The sequence below is a fragment of the Actinomycetospora flava genome (assembly GCF_037400335.1).
Lineage (GTDB): Bacteria > Actinomycetota > Actinomycetes > Mycobacteriales > Pseudonocardiaceae > Actinomycetospora > Actinomycetospora flava.
Genome location: NZ_JBBEGM010000015.1, coordinates 22858 through 43541, shown reverse-complemented (window position 1 = coordinate 43541; position 20684 = coordinate 22858). Strand labels below are relative to the sequence as shown.

Annotated in this window: 27 protein-coding genes; 11 read left to right on the top strand and 16 right to left on the bottom strand. The window is 75.8% G+C overall.

The features are described from left to right. Positions 1-2: 2 nt before the first annotated feature. Both WCD58_RS28145 and WCD58_RS28140 read left to right on the top strand, forming a co-directional pair. Entirely contained in the window at positions 3-641 is a 639-nt protein-coding gene (locus WCD58_RS28145; protein WP_337706432.1) for a DUF1707 SHOCT-like domain-containing protein, read from the top strand. A 130-nt stretch (positions 642-771) separates the two neighbouring features. Then, positions 772-1089, top strand: coding sequence for a hypothetical protein (locus WCD58_RS28140; RefSeq protein WP_337706431.1), 318 nt, complete (start codon positions 772-774; stop codon positions 1087-1089). A 39-nt stretch (positions 1090-1128) separates the two neighbouring features. Here the strand turns inward: WCD58_RS28140 and WCD58_RS28135 are convergent, their stop codons facing one another. The 10 genes from WCD58_RS28135 to WCD58_RS28090 form a co-directional block, all read right to left on the bottom strand. Then, on the bottom strand, positions 1129-1620 hold the full coding sequence (locus WCD58_RS28135; protein WP_337706430.1) for a nucleoside deaminase: 492 nt from the start codon (positions 1618-1620) through the stop codon (positions 1129-1131). A gap of 24 nt (positions 1621-1644) precedes the next feature. Continuing rightward, on the bottom strand, positions 1645-1851 hold the full coding sequence (locus tag WCD58_RS28130; protein ID WP_337706429.1) for a DUF2795 domain-containing protein: 207 nt from the start codon (positions 1849-1851) through the stop codon (positions 1645-1647). Between the two features lie 22 nt (positions 1852-1873). Further along, positions 1874-2290 carry an STAS domain-containing protein gene (locus WCD58_RS28125; protein WP_337706428.1) on the bottom strand — a complete coding sequence of 139 codons (417 nt, stop codon included), beginning with the start codon at positions 2288-2290 and terminating at the stop codon, positions 1874-1876. A 145-nt stretch (positions 2291-2435) separates the two neighbouring features. Then, positions 2436-2654: a hypothetical protein gene (locus tag WCD58_RS28120; RefSeq protein ID WP_337706427.1), complete on the bottom strand. Its 219-nt coding sequence runs from the start codon at positions 2652-2654 to the stop codon at positions 2436-2438. 153 nt (positions 2655-2807) lie between these two features. After that, positions 2808-3554: a glycosyltransferase family 2 protein gene (locus WCD58_RS28115; RefSeq protein ID WP_337706426.1), complete on the bottom strand. Its 747-nt coding sequence runs from the start codon at positions 3552-3554 to the stop codon at positions 2808-2810. Beyond that, complete coding sequence (locus WCD58_RS28110; RefSeq protein WP_337706425.1) at positions 3551-4159, bottom strand: class I SAM-dependent methyltransferase; 609 nt, start codon at positions 4157-4159, stop codon at positions 3551-3553. Before WCD58_RS28110 ends, WCD58_RS28115 begins: the two co-directional genes overlap by 4 nt. Further along, the gene (locus WCD58_RS28105; protein ID WP_337706424.1) at positions 4156-4890 is read right to left on the bottom strand and encodes a PIG-L deacetylase family protein; all 735 of its coding nucleotides are present in this window, start codon (positions 4888-4890) and stop codon (positions 4156-4158) included. The genes WCD58_RS28110 and WCD58_RS28105 overlap by 4 nt, the downstream gene beginning before the upstream one ends. Further along, on the bottom strand, positions 4887-5816 hold the full coding sequence (locus WCD58_RS28100; protein WP_337706423.1) for an acyl-CoA dehydrogenase: 930 nt from the start codon (positions 5814-5816) through the stop codon (positions 4887-4889). Before WCD58_RS28100 ends, WCD58_RS28105 begins: the two co-directional genes overlap by 4 nt. Positions 5817-6102: 286 nt before the next feature. Continuing rightward, a complete protein-coding gene (locus WCD58_RS28095; protein ID WP_337706422.1) occupies positions 6103-7449 on the bottom strand; it encodes an amidase in 1347 nt (448 codons plus the stop codon). Positions 7450-7460: 11 nt separating this feature from the next. After that, positions 7461-8039, bottom strand: a complete 579-nt coding sequence (locus WCD58_RS28090; RefSeq protein ID WP_337706421.1) for a TetR/AcrR family transcriptional regulator — start codon at positions 8037-8039, stop codon at positions 7461-7463. Positions 8040-8135: 96 nt separating this feature from the next. Between WCD58_RS28090 and WCD58_RS28085 the strand changes: the two genes are divergently transcribed. Next, positions 8136-8540 (top strand): RidA family protein, encoded by a 405-nt coding sequence (locus WCD58_RS28085; protein ID WP_337706420.1) that lies wholly within the window; start codon positions 8136-8138, stop codon positions 8538-8540. 4 nt (positions 8541-8544) lie between these two features. Here WCD58_RS28085 and WCD58_RS28080 read toward each other — a convergent pair whose 3' ends face one another. Next, the gene (locus WCD58_RS28080) at positions 8545-9378 is read right to left on the bottom strand and encodes an alpha/beta fold hydrolase (RefSeq protein ID WP_337706419.1); all 834 of its coding nucleotides are present in this window, start codon (positions 9376-9378) and stop codon (positions 8545-8547) included. Between the two features lie 108 nt (positions 9379-9486). On the opposite strand from WCD58_RS28080, the gene WCD58_RS28075 reads away from it, so the two are divergent. Then, positions 9487-10353: an NmrA family NAD(P)-binding protein gene (locus WCD58_RS28075; protein ID WP_337706418.1), complete on the top strand. Its 867-nt coding sequence runs from the start codon at positions 9487-9489 to the stop codon at positions 10351-10353. Between the two features lie 167 nt (positions 10354-10520). Beyond that, positions 10521-10688, top strand: a complete 168-nt coding sequence (locus WCD58_RS28070) for a hypothetical protein (protein ID WP_337706417.1) — start codon at positions 10521-10523, stop codon at positions 10686-10688. Between the two features lie 162 nt (positions 10689-10850). On the opposite strand, the gene WCD58_RS28065 is transcribed toward WCD58_RS28070, so the two are convergent. After that, positions 10851-11648, bottom strand: coding sequence for an excalibur calcium-binding domain-containing protein (locus WCD58_RS28065; protein WP_337706416.1), 798 nt, complete (start codon positions 11646-11648; stop codon positions 10851-10853). Between the two features lie 123 nt (positions 11649-11771). Between WCD58_RS28065 and WCD58_RS28060 the strand changes: the two genes are divergently transcribed. Beyond that, positions 11772-12425: a hypothetical protein gene (locus tag WCD58_RS28060; protein WP_337706415.1), complete on the top strand. Its 654-nt coding sequence runs from the start codon at positions 11772-11774 to the stop codon at positions 12423-12425. Position 12426: 1 nt separating this feature from the next. On the opposite strand, the gene WCD58_RS28055 is transcribed toward WCD58_RS28060, so the two are convergent. Next, entirely contained in the window at positions 12427-12840 is a 414-nt protein-coding gene (locus WCD58_RS28055; RefSeq protein WP_337706414.1) for an ATP-binding protein, read from the bottom strand. A 47-nt stretch (positions 12841-12887) separates the two neighbouring features. Between WCD58_RS28055 and WCD58_RS28050 the strand changes: the two genes are divergently transcribed. The 3 genes from WCD58_RS28050 to WCD58_RS28040 are packed head-to-tail and all read left to right on the top strand — an operon-like array spanning position 12888 to position 15148. Next, complete coding sequence (locus WCD58_RS28050; protein ID WP_337706413.1) at positions 12888-14249, top strand: PP2C family protein-serine/threonine phosphatase; 1362 nt, start codon at positions 12888-12890, stop codon at positions 14247-14249. After that, entirely contained in the window at positions 14246-14608 is a 363-nt protein-coding gene (locus tag WCD58_RS28045) for a nuclear transport factor 2 family protein (protein ID WP_337706412.1), read from the top strand. Before WCD58_RS28050 ends, WCD58_RS28045 begins: the two co-directional genes overlap by 4 nt. A 39-nt stretch (positions 14609-14647) precedes the next feature. Then, a complete protein-coding gene (locus tag WCD58_RS28040; protein ID WP_337706411.1) occupies positions 14648-15148 on the top strand; it encodes a hypothetical protein in 501 nt (166 codons plus the stop codon). Here the strand turns inward: WCD58_RS28040 and WCD58_RS28035 are convergent. Beyond that, a complete protein-coding gene (locus WCD58_RS28035) occupies positions 15145-16539 on the bottom strand; it encodes an MFS transporter (RefSeq protein ID WP_337706410.1) in 1395 nt (464 codons plus the stop codon). The genes WCD58_RS28040 and WCD58_RS28035 overlap by 4 nt on opposite strands. Positions 16540-16543: 4 nt before the next feature. Further along, positions 16544-16894: a DUF3099 domain-containing protein gene (locus WCD58_RS28030; protein ID WP_337706409.1), complete on the bottom strand. Its 351-nt coding sequence runs from the start codon at positions 16892-16894 to the stop codon at positions 16544-16546. A gap of 205 nt (positions 16895-17099) precedes the next feature. On the opposite strand from WCD58_RS28030, the gene WCD58_RS28025 reads away from it, so the two are divergent. After that, positions 17100-17738 (top strand): LysE family translocator, encoded by a 639-nt coding sequence (locus tag WCD58_RS28025; RefSeq protein WP_337706408.1) that lies wholly within the window; start codon positions 17100-17102, stop codon positions 17736-17738. A gap of 3 nt (positions 17739-17741) precedes the next feature. Here the strand turns inward: WCD58_RS28025 and WCD58_RS28020 are convergent, their stop codons facing one another. Continuing rightward, entirely contained in the window at positions 17742-18884 is a 1143-nt protein-coding gene (locus WCD58_RS28020; protein WP_337706407.1) for a TetR/AcrR family transcriptional regulator, read from the bottom strand. A 215-nt stretch (positions 18885-19099) separates the two neighbouring features. On the opposite strand from WCD58_RS28020, the gene WCD58_RS28015 reads away from it, so the two are divergent. Beyond that, on the top strand, positions 19100-20647 hold the full coding sequence (locus WCD58_RS28015; RefSeq protein WP_337706406.1) for an acyl-CoA synthetase: 1548 nt from the start codon (positions 19100-19102) through the stop codon (positions 20645-20647). Positions 20648-20684: the final 37 nt, after the last annotated feature.

Below are 20684 nucleotides of genomic sequence, written 5' to 3'. Positions count from 1 at the left end.
GCATGAGCGCGGAGCCCCCGGAGATGCGGATCGGCGACCGCGAACGGAGGGCCACCGACGACCGCCTCCGCGCCGCCCTCGACGACGGCGTGCTGACGCTCGTGGAGTACGACGAGCGCACCCAGCAGGCCTGGGCCGCGCGCACCCAGCGCGAGCTCGACGTGCTGGTCGCCGACATCCCCGGCGGTGTCCCGGCGCCGGCACCCGCGGCCGCTCCGGCACCGGTTGAGGAGCACGGCCCGCGCAAGCCGTGGCACGAGCGCCTCGGCGGGGCGATCGTCCCGCTGCTCATCGCGGGGGTCGCGGTGTTCGTCGGCGGGCACGTCGTCACCGCCGACGACGGGTCGAGCGTCTTCGGCAGCCGGACCGTGCAGGTGCAGGCCGGGGACCCCGAGGTCCAGGTGGCCACGCTCTTCGGCCGCACCGAGGTCGTCGTGCCGCCGGGGACGGTCGCGCGCACCACCGGAACGATGATCTTCGGCAGCACGGAGTGCCAGCAGGCGTGCCAGACCCCGCCGGGCGGGGCGACGCTGCCCGAGGTGGTCGTCGACGCGAACGGCGCCTTCGGCAACGTCCAGGTCGTGACGCCCGCCGAGGCCGCGGCGGGCGGGCTGCGCGATGACGACGACGATGACGACTGACGCTGCGTAGCCGGCGCCGAACGGAAAGAATTTCCTGCTCCACGGGGAACATCCGGCTCCGCCCGCGCCGTCAGAGTGCCGATCGCCCACCACGACGGGCACGGACACTCACCGAGAGCGAGCACCGATCATGAGCGACTACACCTTCTCGAACGGCACGGTCTACGGCGCGAGCGGCCAGGTCGTCGGCAGCTACACCACCGACGCCAACGGGCAGATCGACTCGGTCTCGACCGACGAGGACGGCAACGGCGCGGTCGACACGGTCGTGGCCGACACCGACCACAACGGGTCCTTCGAGACCGCGGTGGTCGACACCGACGCCGACGGCTACGGCGAGACGATCCTCGTCGACACCGACAACGACGCTGACTTCGACGCCGCCGCGGTCGACACCGACCACGACGGCACCTACGAGACCGTCGCGAGCGACCCGAACGGCTTCTGACTCCCACGTGCGTGATCTTCTGAGCTATCGCTCAGAAGATCACGCACGTGTGTCCAGGTGGCGGACCTGCAGGTCCCGGACCTCGTCGTCGAGCGGGGGCACGGGGCCGGCGACCCGGAGGGCGGGCGCGACCTCGGTGATCGGGATCGGGCGCACCGGTGACGGCGGCGCGCCGAGCTCCGAGCGCCAGGCCGTGAGCTGCGCCGCGGAGCTCGCGTAGACGATCGGGCCCAACCCGACCCACGCGTGCGCCGCCGAGCACATCGGGCAGTGCTCGCCGGAGGTGTAGACGGTGCTGGCGGCCCGCTCCTCGGGCGTCAGCTCGGACGCCGCCCACCGGGCGATGGCGAACTCGGGGTGCCGGGTCGCGTCGCCGCCGGCCACCCGGTTGCGGTCGGCGAACCGGACACGCCCACCCGCGCCGACGAGCACGGAGCCGAACGGCTCGTCGCCGGCCTCGAGTGCCTCCCGGGCGAGGTCGACGCATCGGCGCAGGTGGGCGAAATCGTCGTCGGTGAACTCCGTGGTCACGGCACCGACCGTGCCACGGGGCGGTCACGCCTGCTCGGGGCGCTGGGGCACCGAGATGACGACGTCGTCCGCCGTCGAGAACGTGCGGTCGGGCAGGGCGCGCAGGGCGGTGAGCACGCGGTCGTCGCCCTCCCCGCGGTCGAGGGCCCAGGAGATCACCTGGGTGCGGTCGGCCGGGAACGCCATGCCCTGCAGGGCCTTGCGGACCCGGAGGTCGTCGCGATCGGTCATCGGTCCCTCCCGGGACGGTGCTCTAGAGCCGGAACTGGCCCAGCTCGGCGGCGAGGGCCTCGGGCGGGTCGTGCAGCTCCACCCGGGCCTCCCGGGCGAGGCAGCGGATGCGCAGCCGGGCGAGCACCCGGGCGAGCCCGGCGTCGCACTGCTCCAGACCCGACAGGTCGATGACGAGCTCGGTGCCCGCCTGACGCTCGATCTCGACGGCCAGGGCGCGCAGGCGCTCGCGGCCGACCCGGTCGAACCGTCCGCGCAGCGCGAGCGCGACGCATCCCGGCGCATATCGGCGGATGCCGACCGCGGCGCGGCGGTTGCCGGTCGCGGCGGGCTCGGCGTGGGCGACGGCGTCGGCCACCGCCCGGCGGCGGCGCTCGGTGAGGTCCGCGGGCAGATCGACGTCGTCGATGAGCGAGCGCGGTGGGGTGTCGATGGTCATCGGGCCTCCCTGGGACGGCCACGGGGCGACCCGATCCCCGGAGGGCGGGCCACGTGTCCGTCGCGGCGTGGAGGTCTCAACCGTCGACTGTCATCTGAAGTTAACCCACGGCGACGAGTCACGCACGCGCCGTGCGCACAGGGCGTCACGGCGTCTCCCGGGTGTCGCGACCCGCACGCCGGCCGTCGACCTCGGCCAACAGCGCGGCGAGCTCGCCACGCAGCTGCAGGATCCGGGTGACGCAGCGCTCGCCGCTGCGCTGCCGCTCGGCGTGGACGGCGTCGAGGATCGCGAACGCGCGCTCGAAACGGGGGTCGGTCGCCGCGTCGACGTGCGCGCGCCACGCGGCGGAGTCGGCGCTCACGGGAGGGCTCGCCGGTCGGAGGGACGGATTCGCTCGATCATGAGACGGCTCCGGGGAACGGGGCGCGCCGCTGCGGGCGCGCGCAGGGTCACTGCGCACCGCCCCGGTCTCGAGCGGTCGAGTCGGTGTCGTCGGTCTCCTCGACGGCCCTCGTCAGATGCGGGCCGCCGGCCCGTCGTCCTCGCGCCGCAGGGCCGGACGCGGGGACGAGACGGTGGTACCCGGGGCGGTGGGGATCACATGCCTCGCGATCCCCCTCAGATGTCCGGCGAATCCGCCGGGCGTCCGCCCCTCGGTGCGGGCGCTGGTGACGACGGGGTGCGCGCGGTCCCGCACCAGGCGGTGACCGGTCCTCTCGAGACGGCCCACGAGCGCGACGTCCTCGCCGGTCGCCAGCGCCGGGAAGCCGCCGACCGCGCGGTACGCCGCCGCCGCGACCCCCAGGCTCGCGCCGTGCACGTGGCGGTGCGGGTCGCCGCCCTCGTAGTCCGCGCGGTACCGGGCCGACACCGCCCCGGGCAGCCCGCTCCAGTCGACGACCTCGACGGTGCCGACCCAGGCGTCGGCGCCCCGCGCCGCGGCCGCGAGCTGGGCGGCCAGCCACTCCCGGGGCACCACCGAGTCGGCGTCGGTGGTCGCGAGCCAGTCCACCGTGTCGATCAGCACGGCCGCGCCCGCCGCCCGCGCCCGCCCGACGTTGTGCGCCGCGATCGTCAGCACCTCGACGCCGTGCGCGCGGGCCACCTCCCCGGTGCGGTCGGTGCACGCGTCGGCGACGACGAGCACGCGCACCCGGGCGCGGTCCGCGACCGCCGCGGCGGCGTGCCGCAGCCCCGCGAGGCAGTCGGCGAGCAGGTCCTCCTCGTCGTGCGCGGGCACGACGACACCCAGATCGATCACCGCAGACCCGTCTCCTCGGCGACCGACCGCGCGGGCGGCGGGACGCGCGCGTACACCTCGAGCCGGAAGTCGGCCTCCTCGTGGCGCACGGTCCGGGCGAACGCGGGGCGCTCGGCCAGCCCGTCGTGCACCCCCGCGCCCTCGACGGGGTACTCGGGCGCCTCGCGCAGCCAGTGCACGGCGAGCAGGTGACCGCCCGGGCGCAGGCACGCCTCGACACTGCGCCAGAACGCCTCCCGGTCGTCGGCGTCGAGGTAGTAGACGACCTCCGAGGCGACGACGAGGTCGAACGTCCCGTCCGGCGTGCGCCCGGGCAGCGCGCCCTGCTCGACGCGCACGTCCGGGCGGTCGGCCAGGCGCTCCTGCGCCGTCGCGACGGCCTGCGCCGCCGGGTCCCAGCAGACGAGCTCGTCGCAGCGGCCGGCCAGCTCCACCGACAACGCCCCGCCGGCGCAGCCGGGCTCGAAGGCGCGCGCGTAGTGCGCCCGGGGCAGGGCGGCGAGGACGACCGCGCGCTTGCGTTCCTCGTACCAGCCGCGCTCGATGCCCCACGGGTCGGCGTCGGCGGCGTACAGGTCGTCGAAGTACGCACCGGACAGGCTCATCGGGGACCCCAGACGATCTCGGTGTCGCGCCGGAAGCGGGCGAGCACGGGCTCGGTCAGGACGGCCGCGTCGCGCGGGTCGTCCGACAGCGGCGCGACCTGGGTGGTGAAGTGGTCGATGGCCGCCGCCTTGGCGCGCACGGCCGTGCCGGGCAGGCGCAGGCGGCGGGCGCCGTCGAACGACACGTCCCCGGGCCGCGCCCAGTGCCAGAGCCACACGGGGTAGCGCCAGCAGGCGACCCCGGCGCGCGCGGCGGCGGTGCCGGCGCCGGCCGCCGTCGCGTCGTGGTCCGGGTGGCCGTCGCCGGTGACGGGCGCGATCACGGTGTCGCCGGGACGCAGGATCGCCACCACCCCGTCGGCGACGTCGTCGGCGGCGACCGCCCCGTCGGGGAGCCGGAGCCGGTCCACGGCGGCCTCGACGCCGAGCGCCGCGAGCGCGACCCGGCGCTCCTCGGCGCGGCGGTCGGCGAGCGCGGCAGGGGTCAGGGTCGGGGAGTCGGGGTGCGAGCCCTCGCCGTCGGTGACCGCGACGACGGCCACCTCGGTGCCCTCGGCCGCCCAGACGGCGAGCGTGCCGCCGACCCCGAGCACCTCGTCGTCGGGGTGCGGGGCCACCACGACCACCCGCCCCGGCGGGCGGACGGCGGCCGGGTCCCGGGCCGGCACCTCGTCGACGGCGTCCGACCATGCCTCCTCGGGGGTTCCCGCGCCCTTCAGCGACGGGCTCACGACAGCGGGTCCGTCGTGTCGGCGGGCACGAGCTCGCCGAGGGTCGCGAGGTCGCGCTCGGCGTGGCTCTGGCGGACGTAGACCTCGAGGTCGGCGACGCGCTGCGCGTGGGCGGCGTCGCGGGCGAGCGGTGCGGGCCCCAGCGCGCGCCCGGTGCGCGTGACGGCGCTGTCCACCGCGCGCTCGACGACCGCCCGGACCCGCAGGGCGCGCAGGCGGGCGTCCCCCGGCTCCCCGGCGTCGAGGGACCCGGCGGCGTCGCGGAGCAGGGCGCGCGCGGCGGCGAGGTCGGCGTCGACGGCCCCGAGGTGGGCGAGGCCGTGCGCGTCGAGGCGCCCGTCGCGACCGGCGCGGCGCAGCGGCGCGGCGACCCCGACCGCCCCGCCGAACCACGCCGCGGCGACGGCGATCGCGCCGTGCCAGAACCCGGGGCGCTCGAGGTAGGCGCCGGCGGTGCCGATCTCCGTCGCCGGCACGTCGGCGAGGTCGACGGTCGCCGCCGCGCTCCCGCGCATGCCCAGCGCCTGCCACTCCCCCGCGTGCACCGTGATCCCGGGGTCGGCGAGCTCGATCGCGAACAGGCGCTTCCCCTCGACCGTGACCAGGGCGTGCGTGCACGGCCCCGCCGCGCCCGAGCAGAACGGCTTGCGCCCCGAGAGGCGACCCGCCCGCTCGCGCACCGCGTCGGTCGCGGTCTCCGCCGCCCACACGCCCCAGCACGACCCGGCCGGGGGTGCGGGGCCGTCGAGCTCGGCGAGGATCGTCGTCGCGTCGAGGTGCGCCTCGGCGAGGCGGGCGACGTCGAGGTCCTCGGTCGCGGCGGCGGCGAGCACCGAGAAGTTGTGCCGCGTGCGCCCCTCGCCCCGCGGTGTCGGCGTGGTGCGGAACCGGCCCAGGACAGGCCGGACCGCGGCGAGTGGGGTCATGGCACTCCTCGGCGCGCACGGGCGGGTGCTGACCGCCACGGCGACGCTCACGGGGCGGAGGGCTGTACCCCGGAGGCGGAGTCGGACGCCGGCCGGCGCCCACGCTCGGCGGACCGGCCAGGGCTACCCGGCGATCACCGGGCTCATCCGTGTGATGTCAGCGGGGGCCCACCGCTCACACCGGACTTGTCCGCGTCCTACTGAGCACGCCGATAGGGCCACACGCTCGCGGTAAGTGTCAGCGGCGTGTCGTCGCTGACACCCAGCGTCCGAAATCTTCCGTCGATCAAGGCGGCGGGACGTCGAGCGCCCGCTCGATCTGCGCCGCCACCGACACCAGGCGCGCGTCCTGGTCCGGTCCCACGACGCACTGCACCGCGAGCGGGAGCCCCGCCGCCGACCGGCCCACCGGCACCACGGCCGCCGGGATCCCCGCGTGGTTCCAGGGCGGCGTGTGCGCGTACTGCTGCGCGAGCCCCAGCATCGTCGGCAGCCCGCGCCGCCCCGCCCAGTGCCCGACGGGCACCGCAGGGCTCCGGGCCGGCGGGGTGAGCAGCACGTCGACGCCGAGGTCGGCGAGCGCCCGCCGCCCGAACGCCTCGCCCTGCCGGCGCGCCCGCGGGATCGCGGCGGACGGGACGCGCCGCCCGATCCACGCCACCTCGGCCGTGCGCGCCTCGAGCAGCGCGGGGTCGTCGACCTCGGACGCCGCCCGCGCGATGCCGTGCAGCATCCGCGCCACGAACCCGGCGGCCATCGCGCCGTAGCGCACCCGCACGTCATGGACCTCGTGGCCGAGCCCGGCGAGCGCGTCCGCGGCCCGGCGCACCGCGGCCTCGAGCTCCGGGTCCAGCGGCAGGGACGGGGTGGCCGGCGAGGCGAGGTCGACGCCGATCCGCAGCCGCGGCGGCTCCTGCTCCGCGGCGGCGGCGAGCGGGGTCGGGAAGTCGCCGAGGAGGTCGAGGTAGGTCGCGGAGTCGGCGACGCGGCGCGTCACGCAGCCCTGCACGGACAGCCCGTTCCACCCGCCGCCCGGCGTGCGCCCGGCGCCGGGCTTGATCCCGACGAGCCCGCAGCACGACGCCGGGATGCGGATCGAGCCGCCGCCGTCGCTGGCCGTCGCGATCCCCACCGCACCGCCGGCGACCGCGGCCGCCGACCCGCCCGACGAGCCCCCGGAGGTCCGGCTCGGGTCGACGGGGTTGCGCGTCACGCCGAAGCGCTCGGACTCGGTGAAGCCGTAGACGGCGAGCTCGGGCAGCGTCGTCCGGCCGACGGGCACCAGGCCGGCCGCCCGGATCACGCTCACGACCGGTCCGTCCGCAGCAGCCGCCGTCCGGCGGGACCGCGTGCCCCACGACGTCACGTGCCCGGCGGCGTCGAGGTCGTCCTTGAGCGCGATCGGCACCCCGAGCAGCGGACCGTCCTCGCCGGCGGCCCGTCGCCGGTCGGCCTCGCCCGCCGCGGCACGGGCCCCGTCACGATCGAGCTCGGCGAACGCGTTGACCCGCGCGTCGACCTCCGCCGCCGCCCGCAGCGTCGCCTCGGCGAGGTCGACGGCGCTGACCTCACCCGCGCGCAGCGCGGCGGCCTGGGCGAGCGGGGGCTGCGTGACCAGCGCGGCGGCGTCCACGCGGGCGCACGCTATCCCCAGCCGGCGCGGACCGACGCCGCGCAGCGCGCCGGGTCGTCGCCGGCCGCGGTGAACAGCGCGCCCAGGATGGCCGGCACGTGCTCGTCGAGGGCCTCGCGGGGCAGGACCTCGGAGATCACGAGCAGGAGCAGCCCGTGACCCGACGCCCACTGCCGCGTCGCGACGGCGACCGGGTCGGCGCCGGCGAAGCGCCCCGCCGCCACGGCCCGCCGCGCGGCCTCGACGAGCACCCCGAACGCCGCGCCCGCCGCCTCGGGGTCGGGCAGGTCGGCGGCCGCGTCGAACATCGCGCGGTAGAGCGCCGGGTGCCCGAGCGCGTTGGCGGCGTACGCCGCGCCGAGGGCGGCGAGGTCGCGCACCGGGTCGTCGGTCGGCGCGACGTCGGACAACCGGGCCGCGAGGCGCGCGAACCCCTCCTGGCGCACCGCCCCCCACAGGCCCGACATCCCGTCGAAGTGCGTGTACACGGCCATCGTCGACGTGCCGACCCGCGTCGCGAGCGCCCGCAGCGTCACCGGCTCGCGCGCGACGAGCATCGCCGCCGCCTGCTCGATGAGGGCGGTGCGCACGGCGGGATCGGGAGGACGGGGCACTTGTGCAGTGTTGCATAACACTGCTATATCTAGCGAGACATAACAGCGCTATCCGATATCACGGAGGTCACCATGACCGTCGAGCTGATCAACCCCGCCGGCCTGCCCGCCCCCGACGTCTACCGCCAGGTCGCCGTGGCGACGGGCACGCGCACGGTCTTCGTGTCGGGCCAGGTCGCCCGCACCGCGGACGGCACGCCCGTCGGTCCGGGCGACCTCGCCGCCCAGACCGAGCAGGCGTACCGCAACGTCGCCACCGCGCTCGAGGCCGTCGGCGCGACGCTCCACGACGTCGCCAAGATGACCGTCTACGTCGTCGACCTGACCCCCGAGAAGATGGGCGGCTTCGGCGAGGGCGCGATGCGGGCGGCCGCCGCCCTCGGCCAGGTCACGCCGGCGATCACGCTGATCGGGGTCACCGCGCTCGGGGAGCCCGACCTCCTCGTCGAGGTCGAGGCGACCGCGGTGCTGCCCTGAACGATCAGCCGACGAACCCCAGCAGGGCCTTGTTGAACTCCGGCGCGTGCGTGGCGTTCAGACCGTGCGGGCCGCCCTCGATCACGGCGACCTGGGCGTCCTTGACCGCCTCGGCGGTCCGCCGGCCCGACACCTCGAACGGCACGATCGCGTCCGAGTCGCCGTGGATCACCAGGGTCGGGACGTCGATCTTCGCGAGGTCGTCGCGGAAGTCGGTGTAGCTGAAGGCCCTGATGCAGTCCAGCGTCCCCTTCGGCGACGCGAACTCGGCGATCGCGCGGTGGTACAGGCGCGAGGGCTCGCCGATGAGGTCGGTGCGGTCGCCGGCGGCGAAGAAGCTGGTCGTGAACCCGTCGAGGAACGCGATCCGGTCGCCGGTGACGCCGTCGAGGAAGCTCTGGATCGTGGCGTCGTCGAGACCGCCGTCGGGGTTGTCGTCGGTCTTGTACAGGTACGGCGGCACGGCCGCGGCGAACACGGCCTGCGCGACGCGCTCGCTGCCGTAGCGGCCGAGGTAGCGCGCGACCTCCCCGCCGCCCATCGAGAAGCCGACGAGCGTGACGTCACGCAGGTCGAGGTGACGCAGCAGGGCGTCGAGGTCGGCGGCGAAGGTGTCGTAGTCGTAGCCGGTCCACGGCTGCGACGACGAGCCGAACCCGCGGCGGTCGTAGGTGACGACGCGGTGGCCGGCGTCGACGAGGGCCGGGACCTGCTTCTCCCAGGAGCGGCCGGACAGCGGCCACCCGTGGATGAGCACGACCGGGCGCCCGGCGCCGTGGTCCTCGTAGTAGAGGTCGACCGGGCTGCCGTTCTCGTTCCCGACGGTGAGGGTCGGCATGGAAGTCCCTTTCATCGTGCACGATGGAATCGCCCACGACTTAACTACTCGGGCCGTGAGCCGTCAAGCGCGTACCCGGTGTCGGACCCCTCGGGCACGCTCGCGGCCATGACGATCGCGATCACCACCCCACGGGGTCACGTCGGCGCCCACGTCCTCTCCGCGCTGGTCCGGGCCGGGGTACGACCCCGCGTGCTGATGCGGGATCCGGGGGCGCTCGACCCCGTGTGGCGGGGGCACGTCGACGCCGTGCGCTGCGACCAGGACGACGGCGACGCGGTCGTCGAGGCCACGCGCGGCGTGGAGGCGCTGCTGTGGGTCAGCCCGACGATGCCCACCGGCGACCCCGTCGAGGGGCACGCGCGCCTCGGGGCCCACGTCGCGCGGGCGGTCGTGGAGAACGGCATCGCGCGCACCGTGTTCGTGTCCAGCGGCGGGGCCGAGAAGCGCCACGGCGCCGGGGAGATCGACGGCCTCGCCCGCGTCGAGGAGGCGCTGGACGCCACCGGGGCCCCGGTGCTGCACCTGCGGTGCGCCTACTTCTTCACCAACCTCGCGCTCGACCTCGACGGGCTGCGCGAGGGCGTGCTGCGCACGGCGTGGCCGCTCGACGCCCCGATGCCGTGGGTCGACCCGCGCGACATCGCCGAGGTCGGCGCCGCCCGCCTGCTCGCGCCGTGGACGGTCGGCGGGGTGCAGGCGGTCCACGGGCCCCGCGACCACTCCTTCGCCGAGGTCGCGGAGGTGCTGACGGCCGTGCTCGGGCGCCCGGTCCGCGCCGAGCGGGTCACCGACGACGACGTGCGCGCCGCCCTGGCGTCGGCCGGGCTGGCGGACGTGCAGATCGAGGCGATCGTCGGCATGGCGGCCGGTCTGCGCGACGGCTTCGTCCCCGAGCAGCCGCGCACCGCGGTCACGACGACGCCGAGCCCCCTCGCCGGCTGGGTCGACGCCCACCTGAAGCCGTTGCTCTGAGCCGACCGGTCCGCCGTTCGTCCGCGCGCGTCGACCATCTGCCGCCGAGATCCGCCCGCCTGATCGATCAGGTTCCTTGAGACGGAGTCTCGCGCGGCGTGATCGCGTTCACTGGGTGTCAGCCACCCCGGACCCCGAGGCGTCCGGGTCGATCGGAAGGGGCAGACATGATCAAGAATCGGGAGCTGGCCCTCATCCCGGACTCCGCCCTGGGGCTCGTCGAGCCCCCGGCCACCTCGCCGGCACCCCGCCCGCGGGCGTCCACCGCCCGCCCGGCGGGGTCGCCGCGCGCCGACCGGCGTCAGCCGCGCCGCCCGGAGCGCGCCGAGCGTTGATCAGGAGCACCTCATCGACGTCGCGACGCCGACCGAGGTGCACCAGACACTCCTGATCTCAGGGAACGGATGCCGCGAGTGATCGTGGCGGATTTCCTGACGTTCAACGTCAGCGTGGCCGCCACGCTGAAACACCCGCGCCGCCGCCACGCTGACACACGCTCACTCGCAGGCGACGCCGTCGCTGTCGCGGTCCAGGGCGGCGCGGTAGCCCGCCTGCCCCCGGAGCAGCGGCGCGGCGCCGGCGGCCCGCGCGGCCGAGCAGTTCGCGTAGTACCCCCCGCCCGAGCGCGCCGCGGCCGGCTCGCGGGTCGGCGTGCGCGGGGCCGCCGGGAGCGCGGAGCGGGGACGGTCGGCGTCCGGCGACGGGGTGGCCGTGCGGCGGGTGGTCGTCGGCGCAGTGGTCGTGGTGCCGCAGGTCCGGCCGTTCGTGTCGATCCGGCGCAGCGTGGCCTGCACGGTCGGCGAGGCGTCGTTGCGCCCGCCCGTGTAGATCGACGTGTGATCCATCGCGACCATCGCGGACGCGAAGTCGCCGCCGCCGGCGGAGACGTAGCGCAGCATCCGCCCGTACCGGTCGCGGTCGACGCCGGGCTGCGCGGCCAGGGTCACCGGGGCGGTCAGCAGCCGGGCGCGGGCGGCGTCGGTCGCCCGACGTCCGCCCGGGGTCGCCGCCTCGCAGGAGTCGATGCCCAGCACCCGCACCTCGTCGCCGGAGGCGAGGCGGAAGGTGTCGCCGTCGATCACCTCGACGACCCGCGCCGAGGTCGAGCCGCCGCCCGCCGACGAGCCGGCGACGGCCGGCGCCGCGGGAGCGGTCGACGAGCTCGCCGGGAGCGACGACGAGCTCGCGACGGTGCCGGCCGGCGGCGTCACGCCCCGCCCGGACAGGTCGGTGGCGGCGACAAGGCAGAACACACCGGCCGCGATGCCCGACCACACCTTGTACGCCTGGCGCACGTCGCCGTCCTCTCGACACCCGCAACCCCGTGATGACCATCGACTTGTCGAGCCGGTGAGCTCCGTCGTTACCGACCGGACGCGGCCTGTCACGAATCGCCCTCCCGGGACGATGAGGGCGGTGTGGCGGTCCTCCTGCTGATCAAGTGGCTCGTGATCACCGCGGTGATCCTCGCCGTGCCCTTCGGCATCTGGTGGACGATCGACCGGTCACGACGCCCGGCGCTCGCGGTGCCCGCACCGCCGGTGATGGCCGCCCCGATCGTCACGCCGGCGATCCGGCCCGCACGGCCCACGGCGCCGCGCGCCACCCCGGCGGCCCCGCTCCCCCGCCGCCCCCTGCGCACCCTCCGTCCCCGGGAGGAGCCGGCCACCGCGCCGGTCCCGGTCCCCCGCCAGGACCGCCGGCCCGAGCCTTCGCGTCGGCCCGAGCCGCCGCGACAGGCCGGGCCCCGGGTCCTCGACCCCGACCGCGAGGTCGTGGTGACACGCGAGGAGGACCACCAGGACGTCCTCGCCCGCCACCACCGCCCCGGCGCCGCGCCGAGGCCGCTGACCGTCGAGCTGTGGTCGTCGTCGGTGACCCGCGGCAAGTACCGGGGCGACTACGCCGTAGAGGTCCGCCTCGACGGCGAGCGGGTCGGGGAGCTGACCGCGCTGATGAGCGCCCGCTACCGCCACCTCGTCGACGTCGTCGGCCCCGTGCGCTGCCGGGGCGTCGTCACCCACGGCGACCGCGGCTACCAGGTCGACCTGAAGCTGCCCGACGTCGTGTAGCTCAGGCCGGGTGCCGCAGGGTCACCGTCGTCCCGGTCGGGCCGGGCCGCACGGTGTGGGCGTCGGAGAGCTCCTCGATGAGCGCGAGGCCGCGGCCCCGGTAGCCGTTCGGTTCCGACGGGGAGCGCCAGCTGCCCGAGTCCGACACGCTGATCACCACGGAGCCCGTCCGGACGGGGTCGCGCTGCGCGGAGAGGGTCATCGTCCCGGGCTCGTCCCGGTCGGCGTAGGCGTGCTCGGCCGCGTTCTCCAGCGCCTCGCTGACGGCCAGCGTCAGGTTGTCGACGGCGTCCGGGTCGTTCTCGCCGAGCGCCCCGCGCAGCCAGCCCCGGACCGCGCGCCGCAGCCGCCCGACGTACGCAGGGGTCGCCGGCACCTCGAGGTGCAGCATCTCCTCGCCCTCCCCCACCAGCACCCCCGCCTCGTCCGTGCCCGACCTCCCCTGGCCGTAGGCTGTTCCCGGTGGAGGACGAGCCCAATCCGCCGCGCGGGATCGATGATCCGCGCCGGGTCGCCGCCGTCACGTCCACGGGTCTCCTCGACACTCCTCCCGAAGAGGCGTTCGACCGCCTCACCCGGTTGGCCTCCGACCTCATCGGTGCCCCGATGGTGTTCGTGACGCTCGTGGACGACCAGGTCTCGTACTGGAAGAGCACCACCGGCGTCGGCGACGGCGCCGGCCCGCGCCAGAACCCGGCGAGCGAGTCGTTCTGCCAGTTCGTGGTCACGAGCGGCGCGGAGCAGGTCATCCCGGACACCCGGGCCGACGCGCGCACGAAGCTCATGGCCGCGGTCGAGACCATGAACATCAAGGCCTGGGCGGGCATCCCGATCCGGGCCGCGAGCGGCGACGTGCTCGGCACCTTCTGTGCCATGGACGTCCGCCCGCGCGGGTGGAGCCACCGCCAGCTGGAGATCCTGCGGACGCTCGCGCAGGCCGCGGGCGGCGAGATCGCGCTGCGGATGGCCCTGCAGGAGGCCCGCGTCGCCTCCGCGGCGGCCGAGCGCCACGCCGCCGACGCCGAGCGCCACGCCGAACGGGCCGAACGCTCCGCCGCCGAGGCCACCGAGCTCGCCGAGACGCTGCAGCAGAGCCTCCTGCCCGCGAGCAACCCGCGGATCCCCGGCATGGAGGTCGCCGCGCGCTACCGGCCCGGCGGCGGGGGCGCCGAGGTGCTGGGCGACTTCTACGACGTCTTCCCGGTGCCGGGTGGCTGGGGCGTCGTCGTCGGCGACGTGTGCGGCAAGGGCCCGTGGGCCGCGCGCACCACCGCCCTCGCCCGCTCCACCGTGCGCGCCGTGGGGCACTCCGAGGAGCGCACCGAGGCCGTCCTCGCCGCGCTCAACGACGTCCTGCACGTGTGGTTCGCCGGCCGGCACAGCTTCGTCACCGCCACCTACGCGACCATGACCGCCGCCGACGAGGGCCTGAACACCGTGGTGGTCAACGGCGGCCACCCGCCGGCGTTCCTGCTGCGCGCCGACGGCGAGGTCCGCCAGTTCGCCGACGGCGGCCGCGCCCTCGGCCTGCGCCCGGAGGCGTCGATCGGGCGCGAGGAGGAGTGCCTGAAGCCGGGCGACAGCCTCGTCTTCTACACCGACGGCGTCACCGAGTCGCGCCCGCCGGGCAGCACCGACCAGTTCGGCGAGGACGGCATCGCCCGCGTGCTCGCGTCGCTGCCGCCCGCGTCGAGCGCCGAGACGGTGGCCGAGGCGGTCAGCCGCGCCGCCCTCGAGCACGGCGACCACCAGGTCCCCGACGACACCGCGATCGTCGTCGTCCGCAGCCCGCAGAGCGCCCTCCCGATCCCGGAGCCCGCATGACCACGTTCCGCGCCGCCGTCGAGGCCGGCGACATCGACGCCGCCGTCGCCCTGCTCGCCGAGGACGTCGCGTTCTCCAGCCCCGTGGTGCACTCGCCGTACCACGGGCGCGACGCCGTGGCGCCGATCCTGCACGCGGTGTTCACGGTCTTCGAGGACTTCCGCTACGTGAACGAGATCGACGGCGGGGACGACCACCTGCTCGTCTTCCGCGCGCACGTCGGGGACCGGGAGCTCGAGGGCATCGACCTGCTGCACCACGACGCGTCCGGCGCGATCGACCGGCTCACGGTAATGATCCGCCCGCTGTCCGCGCTGCAGGCCGTGGCGACGACGATGCGGGAGAAGCTGGGCGGCTGATCTTCTCCCGCGGCGTCCCGACCAGCACACTCTCCGGTCGTGGACGCCGCCTACGACGCCGAGCCGTGGTCCGACTTCGCCGCCGGCATGGCCGGGGCCGCCGCCGCGCTCGCCGGCCTGCTGTTCGTCGCCGTCTCGATCAACATCCGGACGATCCTCACCGATCCCCGCATCGCGGGACGGGCCGCGCTCTCGCTGATCCTGCTCGCGCTGCCCGTCTTCCTCTCGCTCGTGCTGCTGGTCCCGGGCCAGCCGGAGGTCGCCCTCGCCGTCGAGCTCCTCGTGATCTCCGCGGTGACCGTGCCGTCGCTGGGCTACCTGGTCCGGCCCGCCGCGCACGCCGCTGAGCAGCCGATGACCTCCTGGATCGCGACGAACATCGTCCCGTCGACGGTCGCCGCGCTCGCGCCCGGGGTCGCCGCGATCGGCCTGCTCACCGAGTCGCTCGGCGGGCTCTACTGGCTCCCGGCGGCGGTCGCGCTCGCGCTCGCCGGCGGCCTGGTCAACGCCTGGGCGCTGCTCGTGGAGATCCTGCGTTAGACGCCCCGGGACGCCGGCCGCGCGGCGAGCGCGCCGACCACCGCCACGGCGGCGAACGTCGCGAACAGCCAGCGCGCGGACGCGACCGGGTCGGCGCCCCCGAGGGCCAGGCCGACGCCGCCCAGCGCGGTGCCGACCGAGACGGCGAGCATCTGCACGGTCGTCACGGCCGCGGAGGCCTTGTCGGCCTCGCCCTCGTCGCGCTCCTCCTGGTCGGACACCGGCTCGGCGCCTCCGATGGCCGACGCCGCCAGGTGCGGCCACGCCGTCCCGATCCCGATGCCGCCCGCCAGGAGCCCGACGGCCCAGAGCACGACGCCGGCAGTGCCGTCGAGCGTCAGCAGCGTGACGGCGACCAGCACCGTGCCGGCGGCGAGCAGCACGGGACCGCCGAGGACCCGCGGGCGCGGGCGGCGCGCGGACGCACTGATCATCTCGCCGAGCACCCACCCGGCGCCGAGCGCGACACCGAGGAAGCCCGCGAAGACCGGGTCGAGGCCGGCGACCTGCTGGCCGACCAGCGGCACGAACGCCTCCACCCCGGAGACGCCGACCAGCACCGCCATCAGCCCGTAGACCCAGCGCAGCGGCGAGCCGGGGCGGAACGTCGCGCGCGGGAGCACCGCGGCCGGCGTCCGCCGCTCGTGGACGACGAACAGGACGAGCAGCACCAGGGCCACGAGCAGACCGAGGCCCGCGACCAGCGGCCTGGCGGCCAGCCCGGCGAGGCTCAGCACGCCCGCGGCCGCCCCGACGAGGAGCACCGAGCCGACCGGGAACGGGCCCGGCGAGATCGGGGCGCGGGCGCGGTGCAGCGCCGAGGGCACGATCGCCGCGATCACGAGGCTCCCGACGACCAGGGCTCCGAACGCCCAGCGCCAGGACGCGTACTCGGCGAGCAGCCCGCCCACGCCCGGGCCGACGACGAGCGCCACGCCCCACATCGCGGCGATCACGGCGCTGCCGCGCGTCCACAGCGTGCGGGGCAGCGCGACGCGGATGAGCGCGTAGCCCATCGCCGCGAGCAGCCCGCCGCCGAGGCCCTGGACCACGCGCCCGAACAGGAGCACCGCCATCGTCGGGGCGACGGCGTCGATCAGCGCGCCGACGGCGAAGACGCCCAGCGCGACGAGGTAGGCCCGCGCCGCCGCCACCGTGGCCAGCACCCGGCTGGTCAGCGACGAGGCGACGACGGCCGCGAGCAGGAACAGCGTGGTCGGCCAGGCGTAGAACGCCGCGCCGCCGATCTCGGCGACGGCCGAGGGCAGGAGGCTCGCGGTGACGTAGGTGTCGACCGCGAACATCAGCGTGCCGCCGGCCAGCACCGTCACGGCTCCGCGACGCCCGGGCGCGAGCATCTGCGCCCACGAACCGCCCTGCTCATCGGTCATCGGCTCACGCCGCCCGGTCGGTGGGGACGTCGATGACCTGGCCGGGCTCGATCGCCCGGGCCGACCGTGTCCCCAGGACACGGTCACCGCGGAAGCGGGCGACCTTCTCGGCCTTGCGCGGCGGGCCGTCGTTGGCGATCAGCACCGCCACCCAGGGCAGCGGCACCGACAGCATCACCAGCACCGCCGCCGCGACGGTCCAGCCGAAGGCGATGGCGAGCACCCCGGCCACGACGAGGCACGGGATGCGCAGGGACATGATCAACGAGTAGCGACGCCGGCGCGCCGCGAACTCCTCCGCGGGGGAGACGGCCGCGCCGGTGATCAGGACGGGACTGCTGTCGTGACGTCGCACCGACGTCTCCTCTCCGGACTCCGATGTCCGGCTGACGTTTCCGACTGGGCCGGCCCGTCGCGTCGATCTCGGCGCGGTCTCGGACCGTCATCTCGTCCAACGTCACGGGTCCCCGCGACCATCCGGTCATCCTCGCCCGGCGGCGGTGGGGCGCGTCACCGGAAACCCCTGGACCGCGGGCCCGGCGCGGACGAGGCTCCGGACCGTGCCCGACCACCTGCTCGCCTTCGTCGTCGCCTGCGTGATCGTCATCATCGTCCCCGGTCCGAGCGTCGTGTTCGCGATCAGCCGGGCCCTCGCGGCCGGACGCCGGCGCGCGCTCTGCTCGGTGATCGGCAACTCCCTGGGCATCGGGCTGCAGGTCCTCGCCGTCGGCGCCGGGCTCGGGGCGGTGCTCGCGCAGTCGGCCGCCGCGTTCACCGTGGTCAAGCTCGCGGGCGCGGCCTACCTCGTCGTGCTCGGCGTGACGGCCATCCGCCACCGGCACCGGACCGCGGCCGCCCTCGCCACCCCGACCACGACCCCGGCCCTGCCGGGCTGGTGGCGCTCGGCCCTCGACGGCGTCGTGGTCGGGCTGCTCAACCCGAAGAGCGCGCTGTTCCTCGTCGCGTTCCTGCCGCAGTTCATCGACCCCGCCGCCGCGACCGGCCCGCAGGTCCTCGTGCTCGGCGTGATCATGACGTCGATCGGCCTCGCGTTCGACAGCGTCTGGGCGCTCGGGGCCGGCACCGCCCGGGCGTGGTTCGCGCGCTCGCCGCGGCGGCTGTCGGTCCTCGGCGGCGCCGGCGGCGTCGCGATGATCGGTCTCGGCGCCGGCCTCGCTACGACCTCGCGGGCCGCGTAGCGCTCAGCTGCCGAGCACCGCGGCGGCCAGCGCCGCGGTCCGCTCCCGGGCACCCGGGCGGACGGTCAGGTGGTGGACCCGCCCCAGGCTGTTGATCAGCGCGAGCGCGGCGTGGACGAGCACGCGGGCCTCGGCCGCCGGCAGCTCCGGGCGCGAGGCGGTCAGCAGCGCGACCCACTCGGCGAGGTAGGCGCGCTGCGATCGGCGCAGCTCCTCGCGGTCCGGGGCGGGCACGTGGATGGTCTGCGAGACGAGCACGCTGACGATCTCGGGGTTGGCAGCGACGAACGCCGTGTAGTCGGCGGCGAGGCGGGTCAGGGCGTCGTCGGCGTCGCCCGCGCGGGCGAGCGCGTGGTGCAGGCCGAGCCAGAGCGCCTCGTTGCCCCGGTGCAGGGCGGCGAGCAGCAGGTCGGTCTTGGTGGCGAAGTGCCGGTAGACGCTCGGGCCCGCGATGCCGGCCGCGGCGCCGATGTCGCCGAGTCCCACCGCGGAGTAGCCCTGCTCGCCGAAGAGCCGGGTGGCGGCCGCGAGCAGCGCCTCGCGGCGGGAGGCCGGCGCGAGCCCGCGGGGTCGCCCGTCGGTCCCGTCCGCGCCGGTCGCCGGAGGCAGCGGCACCGTCAGCACGGCGCGCGCGGCCCCGGCGAGCAGGTCGCCGAAGCGGTCGCCCGCGAGCTCCCACCGGTGGTGCGACGGGCTGTCGAGCACCGAGAGCGCGCCCCAGGCCCGCAGCTCGGCGGTCGCGGGGTCAGCGTCCGCGCATCCGGCCCCGACGACGGCGGCCACGGCGCGCAGGCGGTGACGGATCGCGCGGCTCTCCTCGGCGGGCAGGTGCCCGGCCTCGCGCTCCCAGAGCAGGCCGAACTCGCGGCGCTCGAGGGCGAGCGCGGCGAGCCCGTCGACGAGGTCGCCGTCGGGCTCGGCGACCAGCGCCTCGATGCGCGCGAGGTGCTTGTCGAGGATCGCCAGCAGGAGCTCCTGCTTGCCGCGGACGTGGCGGTACAGCGCGCTCGGCGCGATGCCGACCGCCGTCGCCACGTCCGCCATCCCGACGCGGTGGTAGCCCTCCGACCAGAACAGGGCGGCCGCCGCGGCGAGGATCCGCCGGCGCCGGTCGCGGGGACGCCGGCGCACGGGCGCGGCGGTCATGTGAACGACGATTCGCGTGTCGTCGAGGGAGAGCGCTGCGGCGGCTCCGGGGCCGGAGGGGGCCAGGGGTACGGGCTGTAGCCGTCGTCGACCCCTCTCATCCCGCCTCCTGTGGACACAACGGACGCTTCCCCCGCACCGAGGTGACGTGCTTCACTGCATCGGCAGCTAATCATCATTCACATAGCGCGACAAGCATCGAGGAGTGACCGGCCGTGGAGATCACCCAGGCGCTGCACCGGGCCGCCCAGCAGACCCCCGACCGGCCGGCGACGATCGCGGGCGACCGCGTCCGGACGTGGGCCGAGTGCCGGGAGCGCGTCGCCCGGCTCGCCGGCGCACTGCAGGGTCTCGGGATCGGTCCGGGCGACCGCGTGGCCATGCTCTCGCTGAACTCCGACCGCTATCACGAGTACCTGTTCGCGGTGCCGTGGGCGGGCGGCGTCGTCACCCCGGTGAACATCCGCTGGAGTCCGGCCGAGATCGCGTTCTCGCTGGAGGACGCCGGCGCGACGATCCTGCTGGTCGACGACACCTTCGTTCCGGCGGTGCCCGCGATCCGGGCGGCCGCGCCGGTCGTCGCCACCGTCGTCCACTGCGGCGACGGCGAGCTCCCGGACGGGACGCTCTCCTACGAGGCGCTCGTCGCCGACGCCGCGCCGGTGCCCGACGCGCGTCGCGGCGGCGCCGACCCGTACGGCATCTACTACACCGGCGGCACCACGGGGACGCCGAAGGGCGTGGTGCTCAGCCACACGAACCTGCTCGCGTCCGCGCTCGGCTGCGCCGCGAGCGGCGACTTCATGACCCCCGGCGGACGCCTGCTGCACGCCGCGCCGATGTTCCACCTCGCCGACGGCGCGTCCTGGGTGGCGCGCAACGTCGTCGGCGGCACGCACGTCATCGTCCCGATGTTCACGCCGGCGGGCGTGGCCGCGGCGATCGCGCAGCACGAGGTCACCGACGTCCTGCTGGTGCCGACGATGATCCAGATGCTGGTCGACGCGCCCGAGGCCGCCGACGCCGACCTCTCGAGCCTGCGCCACCTGCTCTACGGCGCCTCGCCGATCTCGGAGGCGGTGCTCGAGCGCGCGGCCAAGCGCCTGCCGTCCGCGGAGTTCACGCAGGCCTACGGCATGACCGAACTGTCGCCGGTGGCGACGCTCCTCTCGCCTGCCGACCACGGTGTCGACCGGCTGCGGCGCTCGGCCGGGCGCGCGGCGCCGCACTCGGAGGTCCGGATCGTCGACGAGAACGACGAGGAGGTCCCCTACGGCACGGTCGGCGAGATCGTCAGCCGCGGACCCCACGTGATGATCGGCTACTGGAACCGTCCCGAGGAGACCGCGACCGCGCTGCGCGGCGGCTGGATGCACACCGGCGACGGCGGGCGCATGGACGACCAGGGCTACGTCTACGTCGTCGACCGCATCAAGGACATGATCGTCTCCGGCGGCGAGAACGTGTACTCGGTCGAGGTCGAGAACGCCCTGGCGAAGCACCCGGACGTCGCGTCCTGCGCGGTGATCGGGGTGCCCGACGAGGAGTGGGGCGAGCGCGTGCACGCGGTGGTCGTCGCCGTCCCGGGCGCCGCGCCGACGAGCGACGAGCTCCGCGAGCACGTCAAGGGCCTCATCGCCGGCTACAAGGCCCCGCGCACCGTCGAGCTCCGCGACGCCCTCCCGATCTCCGGCGCCGGGAAGATCCTCAAGCGCGACCTGCGCGCGGAGCGCTGGTCGGCGGCCGACCGCGGCGTGTCGTAGGACGCCGACCCGTGTCCCGAGGACACGGGTCGGGCCG